The sequence below is a fragment of the Bradyrhizobium sp. Leo114 genome (assembly GCF_055229415.2).
Genome location: NZ_JBUYEN020000031.1, coordinates 1 through 17,508, shown reverse-complemented (window position 1 = coordinate 17,508; position 17,508 = coordinate 1). Strand labels below are relative to the sequence as shown.

Here is a 17,508-nt window from a genome sequence, read left to right as displayed (position 1 = left end):
GGTCTCTTCTCAGCCCGGTTGAGAACGCTTCTAATTCGTTAGGCTGCGTTGTTTCCGATTTTTGTCGCGAGGACAACCATTGAAATGCATTTCGCGACGGCGCGATGCATCCTAAATTGCGGGCGGAGGACTTGTATCCCACCATGACGCCCGAGCCTGCCCCTACCTTAAAGCAATTGCTGGCCTTTTACCTGGAGGCCGGGGTCGATTGCGCGCTTGTTGACGAGCCGATCAACCGGCTTGCGGAGGCCGAGCCTGTTCCCGCCGCACCGCCGCGCGAGGGGGCGTCGCCGCGTCCTCAGCGCGAGATGCCGCCTGCGGCTCCGACAGTTCCGCGCAGCGAAATCACCATCGCGCCGGATGCGGCGGTTGCGTCTGCACGCGAGGCGGCACGGACCGCGCCGACGCTGGACGCGCTGCGGACGCTACTGGCGAATTTCGACGGCTGCGCGCTGAAGCATACCGCGACCAAGCTTGTGTTCGCCGACGGCAATCCGGCGGCGCGGGTGATGTTCGTGGGCGAAGCGCCTGGGCGTGACGAGGACATCGAAGGCCTGCCCTTTGTCGGGCGCTCCGGCAAGCTCCTGGACCGGATGATCGCGGCGATCGGGCTCGACCGCAGCAAGGCCTATATCGCCAACGTGATCCCGTGGCGGCCGCCGGGCAACCGCACGCCGACGCCGCAGGAGACGCAGGTGTGCCTGCCCTTCATCCAGCGCCAGATCGAATTGGTGAATCCCGACGTGCTGGTCACGCTCGGCAATCCCTCGACACAGGCGCTGATCGGCACGCGCGAGGGCATCATGCGCACCCGCGGCAAATGGTTCGACTACGACACCGGTACCCGGACGATCCGCGCCATCGCCACCTTCCACCCCGCCTATCTGTTGCGCTCGCCCTCCTACAAGCGGATGTCATGGCAAGACCTCCGCGCCATCGCGAAGGCGCTGGGGCAGCAGAGTTCGTCCTCATCCTGAGAGACCGTAGGATAGGCACGCTGCGCTTTGCCCACCCCACGCTTTCCCCTCATCCTGAGAAGCCTGCGCAGCAGGCGTCTCGAAGGATGGCCACGGGCGAGACTGGGGCCTCATGGTTCGAGACGCGCGAAGACGCGCTCCTCACCATGAGGGGCTGACGGCGAGAAACAGGCCTACGGCCCCTTCGGCCGCACGATGGCCCAGCCGATCCTGAGCAGCGGCTGCCGGCCGTTGACCAGCCATTCGAACGATCGCGGCACTTCCGGCACCAGGTCCGGGAAGCGTTGCGCGATCTCGGGCGGCGGCGCGCCCGACGTATCGGACGCGCGCCAGACGATCAGTCCGCCCGTCTCATTAAGCTTCGCCGGCGAGAGCCAGGGCGTCCGCGGCCTTCCGTCGAGCAACAGATGCGGGCGCCGTGGGTCCATCGCGATCAGACGCGCCAACTCGGGATCGCCGGCCACCGCGCGCAACCGCTGGTTGGTGCGCCGCTCAAAACTGTCGGCGAAGAAATGCCCGATCGAGGCCGCCGGCATGGAAGTCCTCACTTCGGCTGTGCCGGTCCAGGGCACGAACAGCGTCGCAGCGACGACGGCCAAGGCCGGCGCGGCAATCGCCGCCGCCCAGGCCGAGCGCAACAACCGCTGGCGGTAGAGATGGATGAGATCGCCGGCATTGACGATCACGGCCAATCCCGACAGCAGCAGCGCGACGCCGGCGCCGCCGACCACGTGGTCGAGATGGAACAGGCCGGCGAGCAGGCTGCCAATCAGCGCCGGCGCGAAGGCGAAGAAATAGACGAACTGCCGTCCCAGAGGATCGAGCGGCGGCCGGCCGATGATCGGCGCCTCCTCCGGCTTGCGGGCGAACCAGGCAGAATTGAGGGCGAGGAGCAGCGCGATGCCGGCCATCGACACCACCAAGCCGCCGAGCAGCACGCCAGAGCGCGTCACCCGCGCGCGCAAATCCGCGACATCAGGCAGCGGCGGCAGCGTCACAACATCCGAGCGCATCAGCCAGATCAAGTAAGGCAGCGCCAGCACGATCACCACGAGCAGCGCAAACAGCGGATCAAGCGAGGCCAGCGTGCGGCGTCCGCGTGCAGTCGCCAGCGCAAAGGCCAGGACCAGCAGGATCATCCCGATCGCCACCGGTGTCGTCAGCAACAACAGGCCGCAATCGATCGACCACGCGAACCAGGCGCTGCGCCGGTTCTGGCCGAACAATTGCCAGGAATGCAGCAGCAACAGCGCCCAGAGCGGGCGCGCCAGCACCAGCGGGCCGAACTCGAGGCCGGGCGAAGAGAAGGCGGTGACCGTCATCGTGAGCAGCACCGCGAGCACCGCCTGCTGTCCGCCAATGATGGCGCGGCCAAGGTGATAGAGGCTCACGAAGGTCGCGATCGCGCAGATCTGCGCCAACAGATAGATGCCGAAGACGTGATTGCCGGCGGCGCGGAACGCGATGTCGGCGAGCCAGAAGGCGAGCGGCGGGCCGAGATCGGTGCCGACCTGGTATTCGCGGCCGAAGGCGAGCACGGTCGCGACATCGCCGGGCGGGCTGCGATAGATCAACAGCGGCACCAGCAGCCACAGCGCGGCCTGCGCCAGCACCACGATCCAGACCACGAGCCGCGGCCGGGCGCGGATCAGTTCGACGACCAGGGAGGTGAAACGCATGCGCCCAAAATGCCCGGAACCAGCCCTGTGTGCGGCCTCAATCGATCCCGAGATTGATAAAGGGCCGACGCGATGGAGGCAACGGGGCTAGGCAGCCGTCGCCTCGGCCTCGATGGTCGGGTCCACCGTGAAGAGATCGGGCTCGATCGTTTCCGGAAAATGCTTCTGCCGCGCGGCGATCACGGGCGCGAAGAAGCTGCGGTGATGCGCGCTCGGGCCGAGGCGATCCAACGCCTCCAGATGTTCCGGCACCGCATAGCCCTTGTGCTGTTCGAAGCCATAGCCGGGACAATCCAGCGCCAGCGCGCACATCAGCCGATCCCGCGTCACCTTGGCGATGATGGAAGCGGCTGCGATCGACATCACGATGCCGTCACCGCCGATCACGGCCTCACAGTCGCAAGTCACGGCGACCTTGTCGCGGCCGTCGACGAAGACATGCTTGGGTGCCTCCGGCAGCGCCTGCACGGCGCGCGCCAACGCCCAGAGCGAGGCGCGCAGGATATTGTCGCGATCGATTCGCGCCGGCGAAGCGAAAGCCACCGCAAACGCCGACGTCGCGCAGATCTGCTCAAACAGCTCTTCGCGCCGTTCTGCCGTCAGCCGCTTCGAATCGTCGATGCCTTTCGGGATCCGCTTCGGGTCGAGCACCACGGCCGCGGCCACCACGGGACCTGCCAGCGGGCCACGTCCGGCCTCGTCGCAGCCGGCAATCGGCCACACCCCGCGCTTGATCAGCGCGCGCTCGCGCCGAAAGCTCGGTGGCGTCACCGCGATCACGCCTTTTGCCGGTTTGACCGGCTTTTTCTTCTCAGACTTGTCCCGACTCATGGGCGCGACTGTGCTGAAGCAGCCGCCGCCGCGCAACCGGGAACCCGGCGCTCGTCCCCATTATTCAGCTTTTTGAGGCAGACATTCCGATCTTTCCTCCGTCATTGCGAGCGCAGCGAAGCAATCCACCTCTCCGCTTGCGGAGATATGGATTGCTTCGTCGCTACGCTCCTCGCAATGACGGAGAGGGACGCAATGACGGTCCTAAAACAAGCTCAACTGCTCGCCGCTCTGCTTCGGCTTGACGAAATGGTCGGTCGTCAGCTTCGAGCGGCGCTTGTTCAGGCCGAGCTTCTCGCAGGCGATCTCGAACCTGCGGCCGATCATCCAGGCCATCGGCCCGGTGCCCTTCATCCGCGTCCCCCACTGCGAGTCGTAGTCGCGCCCGCCGCGCATATCGCGGATCAGGGTGAAGACGTGACGGTAGCGATCCGGGTAGTTCGCGAGCAGCCATTCCCGGAACAGGTCGCGCACTTCCAGCGGCAGCCGCAGCAGCACGTAACTTGCTTCCTTGGCGCCGGCATGCGCCGCCGCATCGAGGATGCGCTCGATCTCCGAATCGTTCAGCGCGGGGATCACGGGCGCCACCATTACGGTGGTGGGGATGCCGGCATCCGAAAGTCGCTTGATCGCCTCTAGCCGCTTCGGCGGCGTCGAGGCGCGCGGCTCCATGGTGCGCGCCAATTTGGCATCGAGCGTCGTCACCGACAGCGCGACCTTGACCAGGTTGCGCTTCGCCATCCGCTGCAGGATGTCGATGTCGCGCACGACCAGCGCCGATTTGGTGACGATGCCGACCGGATGGCCGGCGCGCTCCAGGGTTTCGAGGATGCCGCGCATGATCTTGTGTTCGCGCTCGATCGGCTGGTACGGATCGGTGTTGGTACCGATCGCGATCATGCGCGGCTCATAGCCCGGCGCGGCGAGCTCCTTCTCGAGCAGCGCCGGCGCATCAGGTTTTGCCAAAAGCTTCGATTCGAAATCCAGTCCTGGCGACAGGCCGAGATAGGCATGGGTTGGCCGCGCGAAGCAGTAGACGCAGCCATGCTCGCAACCGCGGTACGGATTGATCGAGCGGTCGAAGCCGATATCGGGCGAGTCGTTGCGCGCGATCACCTTGCGCGAGGTGTCGAGCGAGACAGTGGTCTTGAACGGCGGCAGGTCTTCCAGGCTCTGCCAGCCGTCGTCGAACGTAACGCGCGCCTCGGCCTCGTAACGGCCGCTGGCATTGGATTGCGCGCCGCGGCCGCGCCGCCGTTCGCGCTCGATCGCGACCGCGAGTTCGGGAAACGCGGAGGGCGCACCCGCCGGTGTGGAGGGCGCCGTCACCGGCGGGTGCTTGAGGGCATGAGAGGATGCTCGGCTCATGCTCTGAAGCTAGCACGTCGTAAGAACAAATCAAGAACACATTCGCGAAATTCCACAGAGGCGCTGCCGCAAAAAACTGCACCCTTACGGCTGTTTTGATTGTGACAAGGTGATAACAATTTTGAGCTTTCCACCTGTTTTGAGCCAACGAAGCCGCTGTTGATGCTGAGCGTGATTATTCCGACTGAAGGCGACGAGCGGACCGCGGTCGCGACTCTTGCGGCGCTGGTTCCGGGCGCCGCGGCCGGGGTCGTGAAAGAGGTACTGCTGGTCGATCGCGCCAAGGACGGCGCCAAGACCGACGTGATCGAGCGCGTCGCCGATGTCGCCGGCTGCCGCTTCATGGCCTTCGACGGCAGTCGCGCCGCAGCGCTGGCGGCCGGCGCCCGTCAGGCGCGCTCGCCCTGGCTGATGTTCCTGCATGCCGGCGCCGTACTCGACAGCGGCTGGATCGAGGAGACCGCCCAGTTCATCCAGGGCGTCGCGATGAGCGGCCGGCCGCGCGCCGGCATCTTCCGCTACGCCCGCTCGCCCTACGCCGACGCACGCCTGCGCGACAGCTTCAAGTTCGTCGCCCGCATGCTGACCGGCCCGACTGCCGAACAGGGCCTCCTGATCGCGCGCGATCACTATGAGCAGCTCGGCGGCTACCGCCCGGATGCCCCCCGCTCCGAGGCGCGACTATTGCGGCAGCTCGGCCGCTCCTCCCGCACCATGCTGCGCAGCCGGATCATCGTGGCGTAGTTCCTTACGCTTCCCTCGTCATTCCGGGATGCGCCAAAGGCGCAGGCCCGGAATCCATCGGGCCGCAAGCCAAGTGGGCAAATGGAATCTCTGATGTGCAATTGCACATCATAGCTCGCGCTTCGCGCGCCCCGGAATGACAGCGCCTGATACTTGCCAAAGTCAAATAATTATTTGACAATGGCAACTATTGAGGTGCCCCTATGTCAGAGCCGGATTCCGAAACCCAAATCGCCGCGGTGCGGGCGTTCAATCGCTTCTACACCCGCAAGCTCGGCGTCCTCGACCAGCATTTATTGAAAAGCCCGTTCTCGCTCAGCGAGGCGCGGGTGCTTTATGAGCTGGCCCATCGCGAGGAGACATCGGCAAAGGAGATCGGGACCGAGCTCGGGCTCGATCCCGGCTATCTCAGCCGCATCCTGCAGAAATTCGACGAGGACGGGCTTTTGACCCGACGCCCGCTCGCTTCCGACCGCCGGCAATACCAGCTCGGCCTCACCGCAAAGGGGCGGCAGACCTTTACCAGGATCAACCGCACCTCGCATGACGAGGTGGCGGCGATGCTGACACGGCTTCAGCCGGACGATCGCGTCCGCCTGACCGGAGCAATGGGCACGATCGAGCGGCTGCTTGGCGAGACCCAGCCGTCGCGCGCGGTGCTGCGCGATCCGCGGCCGGGCGATATGGGCTGGGTGGCGCAGAGCCATGGCGCGCTCTACGCCAGCGAATACGGCTTCGATTCATCCTTCGAGGCGCTGGTCGCCGAGATCGTCGCAAAATTCCTGACCTCGTTCGACGCCTCGCGCGAACGCTGCTGGATCGCCGATCTCGAAGGTGCGCCGGTCGGCTCGGTGTTCCTGGTCAGGCATTCCGACGACGTCGCCAAGCTCAGGCTGCTCTTGATCGACCCGGCCGGGCGCGGCCAGGGGCTCGGCAAGCGGCTGGTTGGCGAATGCATCAGCTTCGCCAGGGCCTGCGGCTACCGCAAGATCACGCTCTGGACCCAGAGCATCCTGATCGCCGCGCGAAAAATCTATCAGGACGCGGGCTTCGCGCTGGTGAAAAGCGAGCCGCACCGCAGCTTTGGGCAGGACCTCGTCGGCGAAACCTGGGAGCGGGCGCTGTGAAGTTGACGCGCCGCGATCCCGCGCGGCGCATCACGCCGGAGCTGCTTGCCTTCTATATCAAGCGAGCGCACGCGCTTCGTGCCGAGGCTTATCGCGATATGATGCGCGCGTCGTGGGATTGGCTGATGAAGGTCATTCACAAGCGTTGATGTTGCCACCAGCGTCATTCCGGGGCGCGCGTCAGCGCGAACCCGGAATCCATTTTGCCGCCTGCGCAACCGGCCCAATGGATTCTCTGATGTGCAATTGCACATCATAGCTCGCGACTTCGTCGCGCCCCGGAATGACGGCCGTGGTGAACCTAAACAGTTGCGCCTTGCGCCTTCGGCCGGCGCAAATGCTCATCCAGCCGCGGCATGATCTCGACGAAATTGCAGGGGCGCGTGCGGTAGTCGAGCTGCGCCGCCAGAATCCCGTCCCAGCCGTCGCGGCAGGCGCCGGGCGAGCCGGGCAGGCAGAAGATGTAGGTCGCGCCCGCAACGCCTGCGGTGGCGCGGCTCTGGATCGTCGAGACGCCGATCTTGGCGTGGCTCAGCATGTGGAAGGCGATCGAGAAACCGTCCATCCGTTTCTCGAACAGCGGCTCGATCGCTTCCGGCGTCACATCCCGGCCGGTGAAGCCGGTGCCGCCAGTGGTGATGATCGCATCGACGCCGGCGTCAGCGATCCAGCGCGCCACGACCGTGCGGATCGCCTCGACGTCGTCGGTGACGATCTCGCGCGCCGCAAGCTTGTGGCCGGCGGCCGTGATGCGATCGGCCAGAGTCGTTCCGGACTTGTCGTCGGCGAGCGTCCTTGAGTCGGAAATCGTCAGCACCGCGATGTTGAGCGGAATGAACGGCTTTGTTTCATCTGTGGAGGCCATGACAATCGCTATCCAAATCTCACAGCGCCCCTTGGCCAAAGGTGTTGCAGGCCGACACCGTGCCTTGCTGGTAGCCGGTCATGAACCATTGCCGCCGCTGCTGCGCCGAGCCATGGGTGAAGGAGTCCGGCACCACCCTGCCCGTCGCCTGGCGCTGCAGCGTATCGTCGCCGATCGCGGTTGCCGTCTTGAGCGCCGCGTCGATGTCGCCGGCTTCGAGGAAGCCCGGCCGCTTCTTCTCCTCGCGGTTGACCCAGACGCCGGAGAGGCAGTCGGCCTGCAACTCGACCTTCACCTGCAGCGCATTGGCCTCGGCCTTGCTGTCGGCCGCCTGTTGCAGCCGCGTCACGCGCGGGATGATGCCGAGCAGGTTCTGCACGTGATGGCCCGCCTCATGGGCGATGATATAGGCCGCGGTGAACTGGCAGGCGCTGCCCGAGCAGCCACGGAACCGCGTCTCGACCTCGCGGAAGAAGGCGGTGTCGAGATAGATGGTCTTATCCGGCGGGCAGTAGAACGGCCCCATCGCCGACTGCGCCATGCCGCAGCGGCCGCCATTGGTGGCGTTGCGGAACAAGACGATCTTCGGACCGGTGAAGGTCTGGCCATTGGCCTGGAAGATCTCGGTCCAGCGATCGTCGATCTCGCCCAGGATGCCGGAGATCATGCTCCCCATTTCGTCGGTCGGCGCGCCGGTCTTGCCGGACGCGGTCCGGCGATCGGTCTGGTAGGTCGGCGCCTGTCCGCCGCCGGTCAGGATTTCGGCGCCGCCGATCAGGATGCGCGGGTCGATGCCGAAGGCGTAGCCGAGCAGGCCGAGCACGATGATGGTGCCGATGCCGAGCCCGCCGCCGCCCATGGGGATGCCGAAGCCGCCGCCTCCGCCTCCGCCGCCACCCTGGTCGCGACGATCCTCGATATCGTCGCTGCGACGGAAATCATCGTAACGCATGGCGGTTTTCCCTTAAGCCCTAACCTGTGTAAACGCGGAACAGACGTAAAATTTCCGTTCCGTTAATCAATAGCCTGCCCGGCAATTATTGCCTAGTGCGACGGCGCGCCATCCGCGCATGGCTGATGCGGCCAACGTCGTCACGAATCGCAGGAGCTTGCCTGCAACGAACTCGATGTCCGATTCCGCCGTCGCTGGCGCAATTCGCATAACGCATGCTGCGAGGCAGCACTCGATTTCAAATCCGAAAACGCACGATCGAAATGCGCAGAACTTGTCGCGTGGCATTTTCGATTAAGTCGATTTTTACTTTGGCGGATCATGGTGTCGCCAGTCGGTTGTTTAGTCCCGCGTCGCCGACAGCGTCGCCTGAGTCAGAGTTATGAGTCATGGTTGAGTCGCGTCGCGGGGCGTCTGCAAGGGCGCCCCGCACTAAATTTGAATCCACGTCTCCGAGTCGAATCGTCATAGGCGATTGCGTCGCCGAGATGTCGAAGCTTGCAGCCGGTTCTGTCGACGTCGTGTTCGCAGACCCACCCTACAATCTGCAGCTCAAGGGCGACCTCAAACGCCCCGATGAATCCCATGTCGATGCCGTCAATGACGACTGGGACAAGTTCTCCTCCTTTGCCGCCTATGACGACTTCACGCGCGCCTGGCTGCTCGCCGCCCGCCGCGTCATGAAGCCGTCGGCGACGATCTGGGTGATCGGCTCCTATCACAATATCTTCCGCGTCGGCGCCATCATGCAGGACCTCGGCTTCTGGCTCCTGAACGATATCGTCTGGCGCAAGTCGAACCCGATGCCGAATTTCCGCGGCCGCCGCTTCACCAATGCGCACGAGACCATGATCTGGGCCGCGCGTGACGAGAAGGCCAAGGGCTATACCTTCAATTACGAAGTGCTGAAGGCAGCGAACGAGGACGTGCAGGCGCGTTCCGACTGGCTGATCCCGCTCTGCACCGGCGAAGAGCGCCTCAAGGGCAAGGACGGCAAGAAGGTGCATCCGACGCAGAAGCCCGAACAGCTTCTCGCGCGCGTGCTGCTCTCCTCCTCGAAGCCCGGCGACCTCGTGCTCGATCCCTTCAACGGCACCGGCACCACCGGCGCCGTGGCAAAACGTCTCGGCCGCCGCTATCTCGGCATTGAGCGCGACGCAGCCTATGCCGCCGCCGCCGAAGCGCGCATCGCCGCCATCGAGCCGCTGCCGCAGGAAACGCTCGCGCCGTTCATGACTGCGCGCGAGGCGCCGCGCGTCGCCTTCTCCGAACTGATCGAGCGCGGCATGATCATGCCGGGCGCGAAACTCGTCGACGCCAAGAAGCGGGTCGGTGCCCTCGTGCGCGCCGACGGCGCCATCATGCTAGGGGACAAGGTCGGCTCGATCCACCGCATCGGCGCGGTCGCCCAAGGCTCGGGTGCCTGCAACGGCTGGACCTTCTGGCACGTCGAGACCAAGAACGGCCTCAGGCTGATCGACGAGCTGCGCGCCGAAATCCGCTCCGGGATGGCGGTGGGCTGAGCCTCCTCAATATCCTCCGTCATTCCGGGGCTCGCGAAGCGAGAACCCGGAATCCATTTCACCACCTGCGCCTGAGGCACAATGGATTCCGGCCCTGCACCTGACGGCGCATCCCGGAATGACGAAAGAAGTCCTGTTCACTTCTTTGCTTCCGGGCCAACAAGCTAAGCTGCACAGCAAGCCACGATGACGCTGTGTTGAACGCTCTTGCCTTGATTCGGCGCGAACAAAGGGCCTAGCATCCAACAACTGGTCGCTGTTTCGATTGGATTGCCCGATGCGCAGACAATCCGAGACGTTGCTGCTTGTGCCGCTGTTGCCGATATTCTTCGTCGGCATGTTCCCGATATTGCTTTTTGGCCTGCTCGGCTTTTTCGGCCTCGGCATCTTCGGCGTCCTTCTCGTCTCCGTCGGACTGACGAGCGCATTGGAGGCGCATGGCCAGTTCACCGAGGACATCATTACGCACGGCTATGGGCGCAGCGCCGAGCGCGCTGCTCACGCCACCGACCTGCAAACCGCGACGCGCTTCGCGGCGCTGTTGGACACGGCAGGGATCGCGCTGATCGTCGCCAGCGCGGTTGGCTTTATGTACTTCGGCTGATCGCCAAGCCGCCCGAGGCGCTTTCACAAATTCATCGCTTGCGCGCTCCGCCTGATGTGGCGCATGAGTGCGGCCCGCGGCCCATGCGGCTCGCGTCCCGATTTGGTCGGCAACAAAACAAACGGAGCCTTTGAGATGCTCAAATTCTACTTCAACGGAGCACCGAACCCGAACAAGGTCGCACTGTTCCTGGAAGAGTCCGGCCTCGCCTTCGAGGCAATACCGGTCGACACCCGCAAGGGCGAGCAGTTCAAGCCGGAATTTTTGAAGGTCAACCCGAACGCCAAGGTGCCGGCGATCGACGACGACGGCGTGTTCGTGTTCGATTCCAACGCGATCCTGCTCTACCTTGCCGAGAAGACCGGAAAATTCCTGCCCACCAACACGCCGGCGAGCCGCGCCGGGATGCTGTCCTGGCTGATGTTCATCGCCACCGGCCTCGGCCCCTATTCGGGTCAGGCGGTGCATTTCAAGACGGTGGCGCCAAAGGAGCTGGAATACGCACATAACCGCTACCAGTACGAGGCGAACCGCCACTACAAGATTCTTGACGACCACCTCGCCAAGAGCCGCTACATGGTCGGCGACACCTACACCATCGTCGACATGGCGCTCTGGGGCTGGGCCCGGCTGGGGTCGTTCGTGCTCGGCGAGGAAACTTACGCCAAGTACCCGAACGTCAAGCGCCTGGTCGACGAGATCTCCGCGCGGCCGGCCGCCGCACGCGCGATCGCATTGAAGGACAAGTTCACCTTCAAGGCCGAGCTGGACGAGGAAGCGAAGAACTTCATGTTCGGCCACCTCAAAACCAAGGTGGCTTAACCGCCCTTCCGGCGCGCCGGCGTAAGCCGGCGCGCGAGGTCGGCTAGACAGGCGTGCGGGAGCAAGGAAACGGCGCGCCGTGCCCACCTAATTCCGTCAGATCATCAGATCGTGCATCCCGTGGGTGACCGCGGCGCTCCCGACAAGCTCGGAAGCCGGGCCATAATGATCGGCCGTGTGTTGTCCATGCAGCAACGCCTCGATTGCTTGTGCTGCCTCCGGTCCGTGGATTGCTGCAGCGTCTTCGGGATGACTGCTCGATGCCGGGCCGTGGCCCACATTTCCGAGGTCGAAGCCATTCGAAGCTCCAGGATCGTAGCTCGTCTCCTTGAAGTGGAACGAATCTGCAAGGGGGCCGCCATGCTTGGCGAAGGCACCCCCATTCGCATTCAGGCTCGCGGCCGTTGGCCCATTCGCCTCCGATGCTTTCGCGACTCCCGAGGGCCCGCCGGTTGAGCCGCCATCGATTGCATCGCCATGAGTCGCGGCGGCATTAGAAGAGCCGCCGTTCGTCGGTAGCTCCTTGTCGGTTTTGTCATTCAATGCAACGGTGGAACTCGGTGCAGCCTCGATCTTCCCCGTGGCCAAATGATCGAAATCCCTGAGGTCTGCGTCGTTGGCGCCTTTGATGGTGATCGTCACCACCTGCGCGGTGCCATCTATGGTCTTCACCGTGAAGGTGTCGGTCAGGTGGTCGCAGGCGTCGAGCGCCTGCACCGTGCAGTTGCTATTGTCGAGGGTGTAGGTCCACACGCCGGCCGCCGTCATCGTGAAGGTGCCATAGCCGCCATCGCTCTTCATCGGCGAGCACACCGCGGTGAAGGTATTCGCCGGATTATCAACGTCGGTATCGGTAAGCGCGCCGGTCGCGGTTGGCGTGCCGGGCGTATCGCAGCCAGCTTCGGTCACCGTCCCGGTCGTCGTGCCCGAAACCACGGCCGCGTCGTTGGTGCCGTGGATGGTAATCGTCACCACTTGTGCGGTGCCGTCGATGCTGGTCACCGTGAAGCTGTCGGTCAGGTGGTCGCAGACGTTGAGCGCCTGCACCGCGCCGTTGGCGTTGTCGAGCGTGTAGGTCCACACGCCGGCCGCCGTCATCGTGAAGGTGCCGTAGCCGCCATGACTTGCCGTCGGCGAGCTGACCGCCGTGAAAAGATCGGGCGGATTGTCGACGTCGGTGGCGGCGAGCGCGCCGGTCGCGGTCGGCAGGCCCGGCTTGGCATTGGCGACGCCCCCGGCCTCGATCACGCAGCCGGTGGTGGCGCCGGAAATGACGGCCGCGTCGTTGGTGCCATTGATGGTGATCGTCACCACTTGCGCGGTGCCGTCCGCGGTGGTCACCGTGAAGGTGTCGGTCAGGTGGTCGCCGACATTGAGCGCCTGCACCGCGCGGTTGGCGTCGTTGAGCGTATAGGTCCAGACACCGGCCGCGGTCATCGTGAAAGTGCCGTAGCCGCCATGACTTGCTGTCGGCGAAGTGACCGCCGTGAAGGTGTTGGGCGCATTGTCGACGTCGCTATCGGTGAGCGTGCCGGTCGCGGTCAACTTGCCGGGCACGGCACCGCTCGCCTCGATCACCGAGCCGGTCGCCGCGCCGGAGATGATGGCCGCGTCATTGGTGCCGTTGATGGTGATCGTCACCACCTGAGGGGTGCCATCCACGGTGGTCACGATGAAGGTGTCGGTCAGATGGTCGCCAACATTGAGCGCCTGCACCGCGTGGTTGGCCTCGTTGACCGTGTAGGTCCACACGCCGGCCGCCGTCACCGTGAAGGTGCCGTAGCCGCCGGCGCTCGCCTTCGAGCTGACCACCGTGAAGGTATTCGGCGGATTGTCGACGTCAACGTCGGTAAGCGTGCCGGTTGCGGCAGGCACACCGGACCCAGCGCTGCCCGTCTCGATCACCGCGCCGGTCGTGGAGCCCGAAATGATGGCCGCGTCGTTGACGCCATCGATGGCGATCGTGAAGACCTGATTGGACGAGAGTGTGCCGTCCGACACCGTGATAATGAAGCTTTCGGTCGTCGGCGCAGTCAGCGCATTGATCGCGCCGCTGTCCGGAACGAAGGTGTAGGCGCCCGTCGCGCTGTTGAGGTAGAGCCTGCCATAGGGACCGGCGCTGGATACATCGTATGTCACCCCTCCCAGCACCGTGCTGCCGGCGATTCCGCCACTGATGCCGAAGGTCAGTGCGGCGCCGCTGTTGGAGCTGCTGGCAACGAAAGCTCCGCTCGTTGCGGCAAAGTGGTCAAACACCGATGTATCGATTTCCGTCGGTCCCGCCGCGAGGGTGAACACCGGCGGCGAACGCAGGACAAACAGATCAGGAACTACCGTCGACGATGGCAGCGGCGGGAGCGAATTATGGATCTGGAGAATGTCGGTCTGAATAAAATTGATCGGCTGCACCGGCAGCACATTGATCGTCGAGGGAGGCGTGCTCGACCCGGGCGCCACCTGTTCCTTCGCGAAATTGGCCAGCACGTCCTGCTGGGCGGCGTGCAACTCCTCCATGCGAGTCGCACTATTCGCGGTCTGGTTGACGCTGACCGAGGACCCTCTCCTGCTCAGGATGGTCGTCTCTCCGGGATCCTCGACAATGATGTGTCGCGGGATCGGCTCTTTGGTCACGAGTTCGAATACGCCATGCTCGAGATCCTTGTATGCGATGCTGTCGTCATCGAGATATGTGACGTCCGGCTCTGCGGCATGGACTACTTCGTTCATGACGGCGAAGGCCAGCGCCGCGAGCGTCAACGTGCCGATCCCGCCGCCATGAGCGCGGCCCCGAATGCTTCCAACAGGCGTATCAACCGTGAGGCAACCGGTCGTTGCCACCCGTCCGGCAACGAAAGCGAAAGTGCCTCTGGTCACACCAAACAGGGCCGAATGCGAGATGCCGTCGGCATCACAGATCAATTCGTTCAACACCAGACGGGTGCCGGGAGAGAGGTTGAACACAGTGCCGTCGACAAAGCGAAGTCCGACCTGCGCGTCGTCCGCCGTCTCGATCACGTCCCCCTGATAGACGGGATCGCCAGCCGTGAGTTGAACGGCAATGCCGGCCGCACGGCTGAGGGTGCAGCGACCGATCGCGATCTGAACATGGCCTATGATCTGGGGAGGCTGGGCGACAATGGCGTTGCAGTCGCCCCCGGACTCGACGCAAGACGCAACGAACATGGCTTCGACCTCGCCTGCTGAGTACTTTCAGGCCCAGCGTGGTGCCGCACTTTTCTTGCTCTGGCTTTGCCTACGCCATCAAGTCAAAACAATCCTCGCGTCGGCAACCCTAGGCTAGCCCGCCGCAACTTCCTGATCCAAATTTAATCAAACCTATCCGTAACATCCGACGCATTCAATGCACGAATTAAATCGCCCGCACAGGAATTAAATCACCTTTTCCTGGAGCGGGTCGCTTCCCTCTCTGGATTGCTGCAATTGCGGCCCCCTCGAGATGCAACGTTTTGGTAGCATTGAACCGGCTCCGGGATTAATGTGACAAAAATCAAACGAGGTGGCCGCTCATGGCCGCCCTGACGTTGCGCGTACTGCATAATTACGGCGACCTGACTGATCCATTGGGTCAGTGAGCTGTCACGCGGCAAGAAAGATCTTCTCAGGAAGGGGATCATGTGCACGCACACGATTATCGCGTCGGTGGCGGGTTTGGTTCTGGCACTCGCCAGCCTTTTGTTTGATGCAGCCGATGCGCAGACCAATCCTCCCGCGCCCGCTGTTCAGGATCTCGCATCAGCAAAACCCATCGGAACAGTTGTAACCACGACCGGCTCGGTAACGATCGAGCATGCGGGTGCGATGGTCATTCAGGCAAATGTCGCCGGCCAGATCGTCCAGACGAAGGTGGGTGATATCGTTTACCTCGGCGATGTGGTCCGGACCGGAGCCGATGGCCGGGTCGGTATCAACTTTGCCGACGGCAGTTCGTTCAAACTATCGAGCAACGCCCGCATGGCGTTGGACGAATTCGTGTACGACCCGAATGGGAAATCCAACTCGACCTTGTTCAATCTGACCAACGGAACACTTACGTTTGTCGCCGGCAATATCGCGAAGTCCGGCGACATGAAGGTCGATACCCCCGTCGCAACGATGGGTATTCGGGGCACGACTCCACATGTCGAAATTTCGGATGACGGGACAGTCAAGTTTTCAACCCTTATCGAAGAGGGCAAGAACAAGCTTACGAAAAAGTCCGGCCCATCTGCAGCGCAGCAGTCCGAACAGAAAGCCAATCGCAAGTCCAATCTGAATATCTGCCGAGGGTGCTAGACCGATTTATTCCGAAGTCAGTCTCGGCGCAGGGCCCCAGCAAGACGTGACGCCTTTCCGCGGAAAACTGATGACCGCGGATTCCTCAATTTCCAAAATCAGGAAGTCTGATATGGACGCCAGCACGAGGGGAGGCATCGTTGACGGCGTCGCATGCATGCTCATCCTGCTGCTGCTCGGCTCACCCGCGGCGGCGCAGGAGGATGCGAAGAAGAGCAACTATCTGACCGACATTGCGTTGTGCAACGGCACGGATCACGCCTCGCTTGAAGCCCGTGTCAATGGCTGCACGGCGCTCATCGCTTCCGGTCACGGCAAGACAGCTGCCTTGGCAATCGCCTACAACAATCGTGGCAACGCTTATGCGGCAAAGGGAGACTACGACCGCGCCATCCAGGATTTCGATCAATCGATCCAGCTCAATCCAACCTACGTCAAGGCCTTCAACAATCGCGGCGCGGCTTATTTGAAGAAAGGCGAATACGATCTCGCCATCAAAGCTCTCGATGGCGCGATCCAGCTCAATCCCAGCTACGGCAGCGCTTTCGCCAACCGTGCCAGAGCCTACCTGAAAAAGCACGAATACGATCGCGCGGCGCGGGACTATGACGAGGCAATTCGTCTCGAACCCGATTTGGAAGCCGTGTGGAGCGGACGCTGTTGGACGCAGGCCATCCTCGGCGCACTGGAGGCGGCACTGGAGGACTGCAACAAGGCGCTTCAATTAGCGTCGAACAACGCCGCGACATATGACTCACGCGGGCTGATCTACCTCAAAATGGGCAAATTCGACGCGGCTATCGATGATTACAGCTCCGCGCTGCAACTCGATCCGAAGCTGGCGAGCGCACTCTATGGGCGCGGGCTGGCCAGGCTGAAGACCGGCGACAAAGCGGGCAGCAACGCCGATATCGCATCGGCAAAGACGATCCAGGTCAAGATCGGCAGCGACTTCACGCGCTATGGTGTGCGGTAGGCACCAGCGACGGTTAGAAGCGCGAAGCGTTCCTGGCGGCGAGACATGTCGCCGTCGTGATCCGCGGCCAGAACGAGGACCTGATCGATGGCTGGCTGCGCTCCAAGGGCATTGAGCGGCGCATCGCTCTTGTCGTGCCCGGCTATATCGAGGCGCTGAAAATGTAGGTCTGCGTCAGGGAACGCAGCGAGGTCACGACCCTCCGTCATTCCGGGGCGCGCCCCTTGGCGCGAACCCGGAATCCATCGGGCCACAGACGCAAGCGGCGAAATGGATTCCGGGCTCGCGCTTCGCGCGCCCCGGAATGACAGATGCAGTCGGCGCGATTTTCCTTAATCCAATCAACGTGATTTGCCTCGTCCACCCCTCGCGCGAAAAACATTCCGCTTCCGCCGTCGGGCAAATCAGTGATTTAACTCCGCGCGTCTCACCCGAATGAGGGGCGGCTCGCGATCGTCACGAACGTTGCGGTGAGACGCGGTGGACGCGATGCGTGCGACTGACGAGCGCAGGTAACGCGGACGGCGAAGTCGTGTGGTCCTGGCGCCCCGACGCTGGCGCTAAGCTCGCGAGCAGCAAGAGCTGCCGCGGGTGACGGTGGCAAAAAAGCCCGGTCACCGGGCTATCTAATGCACACATCTTTGTTGCGAAGATCGGCGAAGACTGATTCCCTGGCGGGAGGCGGTCTTGTGGAGAGCGGTCGTATGTCGATGGAGGTGGGGCTGGGGCGATTTGGCGATCGTCGCC

The 17,508-nt window shown here is 63.5% G+C and carries 15 protein-coding genes and 1 pseudogene; 10 read left to right on the top strand and 6 right to left on the bottom strand.

Annotated elements, in window-relative coordinates; genetic code table 11:
* The first annotated feature begins 143 nt into the window (after positions 1 to 143).
* Positions 144 to 977, top strand: coding sequence for a uracil-DNA glycosylase (locus tag ACZIRK_RS30560; protein ID WP_130225603.1), 834 nt, complete (start codon positions 144 to 146; stop codon positions 975 to 977).
* A 173-nt stretch (positions 978 to 1,150) separates the two neighbouring features.
* Here ACZIRK_RS30560 and ACZIRK_RS30555 read toward each other — a convergent pair whose 3' ends face one another.
* From ACZIRK_RS30555 to ACZIRK_RS30545, 3 genes are all read right to left on the bottom strand, one after another.
* Positions 1,151 to 2,656 carry a glycosyltransferase family 39 protein gene (locus ACZIRK_RS30555; protein ID WP_130225604.1) on the bottom strand — a complete coding sequence of 502 codons (1,506 nt, stop codon included), beginning with the start codon at positions 2,654 to 2,656 and terminating at the stop codon, positions 1,151 to 1,153.
* Between the two features lie 87 nt (positions 2,657 to 2,743).
* Positions 2,744 to 3,487, bottom strand: coding sequence for a ribonuclease HII (locus ACZIRK_RS30550; protein WP_035691520.1), 744 nt, complete (start codon positions 3,485 to 3,487; stop codon positions 2,744 to 2,746).
* Between the two features lie 204 nt (positions 3,488 to 3,691).
* Positions 3,692 to 4,855 (bottom strand): PA0069 family radical SAM protein, encoded by a 1,164-nt coding sequence (locus tag ACZIRK_RS30545; RefSeq protein WP_130225605.1) that lies wholly within the window; start codon positions 4,853 to 4,855, stop codon positions 3,692 to 3,694.
* A 162-nt stretch (positions 4,856 to 5,017) separates the two neighbouring features.
* On the opposite strand from ACZIRK_RS30545, the gene ACZIRK_RS30540 reads away from it, so the two are divergent.
* The 3 genes from ACZIRK_RS30540 to ACZIRK_RS30530 all read left to right on the top strand — a co-directional run bounded on the left by ACZIRK_RS30540 (position 5,018) and on the right by ACZIRK_RS30530 (position 6,875).
* Positions 5,018 to 5,599, top strand: coding sequence for a glycosyltransferase (locus ACZIRK_RS30540; RefSeq protein ID WP_130225606.1), 582 nt, complete (start codon positions 5,018 to 5,020; stop codon positions 5,597 to 5,599).
* Positions 5,600 to 5,802: 203 nt separating this feature from the next.
* A complete protein-coding gene (locus ACZIRK_RS30535; RefSeq protein WP_130225607.1) occupies positions 5,803 to 6,726 on the top strand; it encodes a bifunctional helix-turn-helix transcriptional regulator/GNAT family N-acetyltransferase in 924 nt (307 codons plus the stop codon).
* Between the two features lie 2 nt (positions 6,727 to 6,728).
* The gene (locus ACZIRK_RS30530) at positions 6,729 to 6,875 is read left to right on the top strand and encodes an RSP_7527 family protein (protein WP_165435188.1); all 147 of its coding nucleotides are present in this window, start codon (positions 6,729 to 6,731) and stop codon (positions 6,873 to 6,875) included.
* Between the two features lie 152 nt (positions 6,876 to 7,027).
* Here ACZIRK_RS30530 and moaB read toward each other — a convergent pair whose 3' ends face one another.
* Entirely contained in the window at positions 7,028 to 7,591 is a 564-nt protein-coding gene (moaB, locus tag ACZIRK_RS30525; RefSeq protein ID WP_130225608.1) for a molybdenum cofactor biosynthesis protein B, read from the bottom strand.
* 19 nt (positions 7,592 to 7,610) lie between these two features.
* Entirely contained in the window at positions 7,611 to 8,543 is a 933-nt protein-coding gene (gene ypfJ / locus ACZIRK_RS30520; protein WP_456646650.1) for a KPN_02809 family neutral zinc metallopeptidase, read from the bottom strand.
* Between the two features lie 389 nt (positions 8,544 to 8,932).
* On the opposite strand from ypfJ, the gene ACZIRK_RS30515 reads away from it, so the two are divergent.
* The 3 genes from ACZIRK_RS30515 to ACZIRK_RS30505 all read left to right on the top strand — a co-directional run bounded on the left by ACZIRK_RS30515 (position 8,933) and on the right by ACZIRK_RS30505 (position 11,492).
* The gene (locus ACZIRK_RS30515) at positions 8,933 to 10,066 is read left to right on the top strand and encodes a site-specific DNA-methyltransferase (RefSeq protein ID WP_028166887.1); all 1,134 of its coding nucleotides are present in this window, start codon (positions 8,933 to 8,935) and stop codon (positions 10,064 to 10,066) included.
* A gap of 277 nt (positions 10,067 to 10,343) precedes the next feature.
* A complete protein-coding gene (locus tag ACZIRK_RS30510; RefSeq protein ID WP_474418730.1) occupies positions 10,344 to 10,670 on the top strand; it encodes a hypothetical protein in 327 nt (108 codons plus the stop codon).
* Between the two features lie 135 nt (positions 10,671 to 10,805).
* A complete protein-coding gene (locus tag ACZIRK_RS30505; RefSeq protein WP_474418729.1) occupies positions 10,806 to 11,492 on the top strand; it encodes a glutathione S-transferase family protein in 687 nt (228 codons plus the stop codon).
* Between the two features lie 96 nt (positions 11,493 to 11,588).
* Here ACZIRK_RS30505 and ACZIRK_RS30500 read toward each other — a convergent pair whose 3' ends face one another.
* On the bottom strand, positions 11,589 to 14,675 hold the full coding sequence (locus ACZIRK_RS30500) for a VCBS domain-containing protein (RefSeq protein ID WP_474418728.1): 3,087 nt from the start codon (positions 14,673 to 14,675) through the stop codon (positions 11,589 to 11,591).
* Between the two features lie 450 nt (positions 14,676 to 15,125).
* Here ACZIRK_RS30500 and ACZIRK_RS30495 point away from each other — a divergent pair, with 450 nt between their 5' ends.
* The 3 genes and pseudogenes from ACZIRK_RS30495 to ACZIRK_RS30485 all read left to right on the top strand — a co-directional run.
* On the top strand, positions 15,126 to 15,785 hold the full coding sequence (locus tag ACZIRK_RS30495; protein ID WP_474418727.1) for a FecR family protein: 660 nt from the start codon (positions 15,126 to 15,128) through the stop codon (positions 15,783 to 15,785).
* A gap of 70 nt (positions 15,786 to 15,855) precedes the next feature.
* Positions 15,856 to 16,761 carry a tetratricopeptide repeat protein gene (locus ACZIRK_RS30490; RefSeq protein ID WP_349645066.1) on the top strand — a complete coding sequence of 302 codons (906 nt, stop codon included), beginning with the start codon at positions 15,856 to 15,858 and terminating at the stop codon, positions 16,759 to 16,761.
* Between the two features lie 17 nt (positions 16,762 to 16,778).
* Positions 16,779 to 16,919 (top strand): annotated as a pseudogene (locus tag ACZIRK_RS30485) (LysR family transcriptional regulator); the annotation flags it as partial.
* Between the last annotated feature and the right edge of the window lie 589 nt (positions 16,920 to 17,508).

Excerpts from the sequence above, each read along its gene's own strand:
- ACZIRK_RS30515 (WP_028166887.1), top strand. The coding sequence starts at position 8,933 with ATGGTTGAGTCGCGTCGCGGGGCGTCTGCAAGGGCGCCCCGCACTAAA.
- ACZIRK_RS30560 (WP_130225603.1), top strand. The coding sequence starts at position 144 with ATGACGCCCGAGCCTGCCCCTACCTTAAAGCAATTGCTGGCCTTTTAC.
- ACZIRK_RS30540 (WP_130225606.1), top strand. The coding sequence starts at position 5,018 with ATGCTGAGCGTGATTATTCCGACTGAAGGCGACGAGCGGACCGCGGTC.
- ACZIRK_RS30535 (WP_130225607.1), top strand. The coding sequence starts at position 5,803 with ATGTCAGAGCCGGATTCCGAAACCCAAATCGCCGCGGTGCGGGCGTTC.
- ACZIRK_RS30500 (WP_474418728.1), bottom strand. The coding sequence starts at position 14,675 with ATGTTCGTTGCGTCTTGCGTCGAGTCCGGGGGCGACTGCAACGCCATT.
- ACZIRK_RS30490 (WP_349645066.1), top strand. The coding sequence starts at position 15,856 with ATGACCGCGGATTCCTCAATTTCCAAAATCAGGAAGTCTGATATGGAC.
- ACZIRK_RS30545 (WP_130225605.1), bottom strand. The coding sequence starts at position 4,855 with ATGAGCCGAGCATCCTCTCATGCCCTCAAGCACCCGCCGGTGACGGCG.
- ypfJ (WP_456646650.1), bottom strand. The coding sequence starts at position 8,543 with ATGCGTTACGATGATTTCCGTCGCAGCGACGATATCGAGGATCGTCGC.
- moaB (WP_130225608.1), bottom strand. The coding sequence starts at position 7,591 with ATGGCCTCCACAGATGAAACAAAGCCGTTCATTCCGCTCAACATCGCG.
- ACZIRK_RS30495 (WP_474418727.1), top strand. The coding sequence starts at position 15,126 with ATGTGCACGCACACGATTATCGCGTCGGTGGCGGGTTTGGTTCTGGCA.
- ACZIRK_RS30510 (WP_474418730.1), top strand. The coding sequence starts at position 10,344 with ATGCGCAGACAATCCGAGACGTTGCTGCTTGTGCCGCTGTTGCCGATA.
- ACZIRK_RS30505 (WP_474418729.1), top strand. The coding sequence starts at position 10,806 with ATGCTCAAATTCTACTTCAACGGAGCACCGAACCCGAACAAGGTCGCA.
- ACZIRK_RS30550 (WP_035691520.1), bottom strand. The coding sequence starts at position 3,487 with ATGAGTCGGGACAAGTCTGAGAAGAAAAAGCCGGTCAAACCGGCAAAA.
- ACZIRK_RS30555 (WP_130225604.1), bottom strand. The coding sequence starts at position 2,656 with ATGCGTTTCACCTCCCTGGTCGTCGAACTGATCCGCGCCCGGCCGCGG.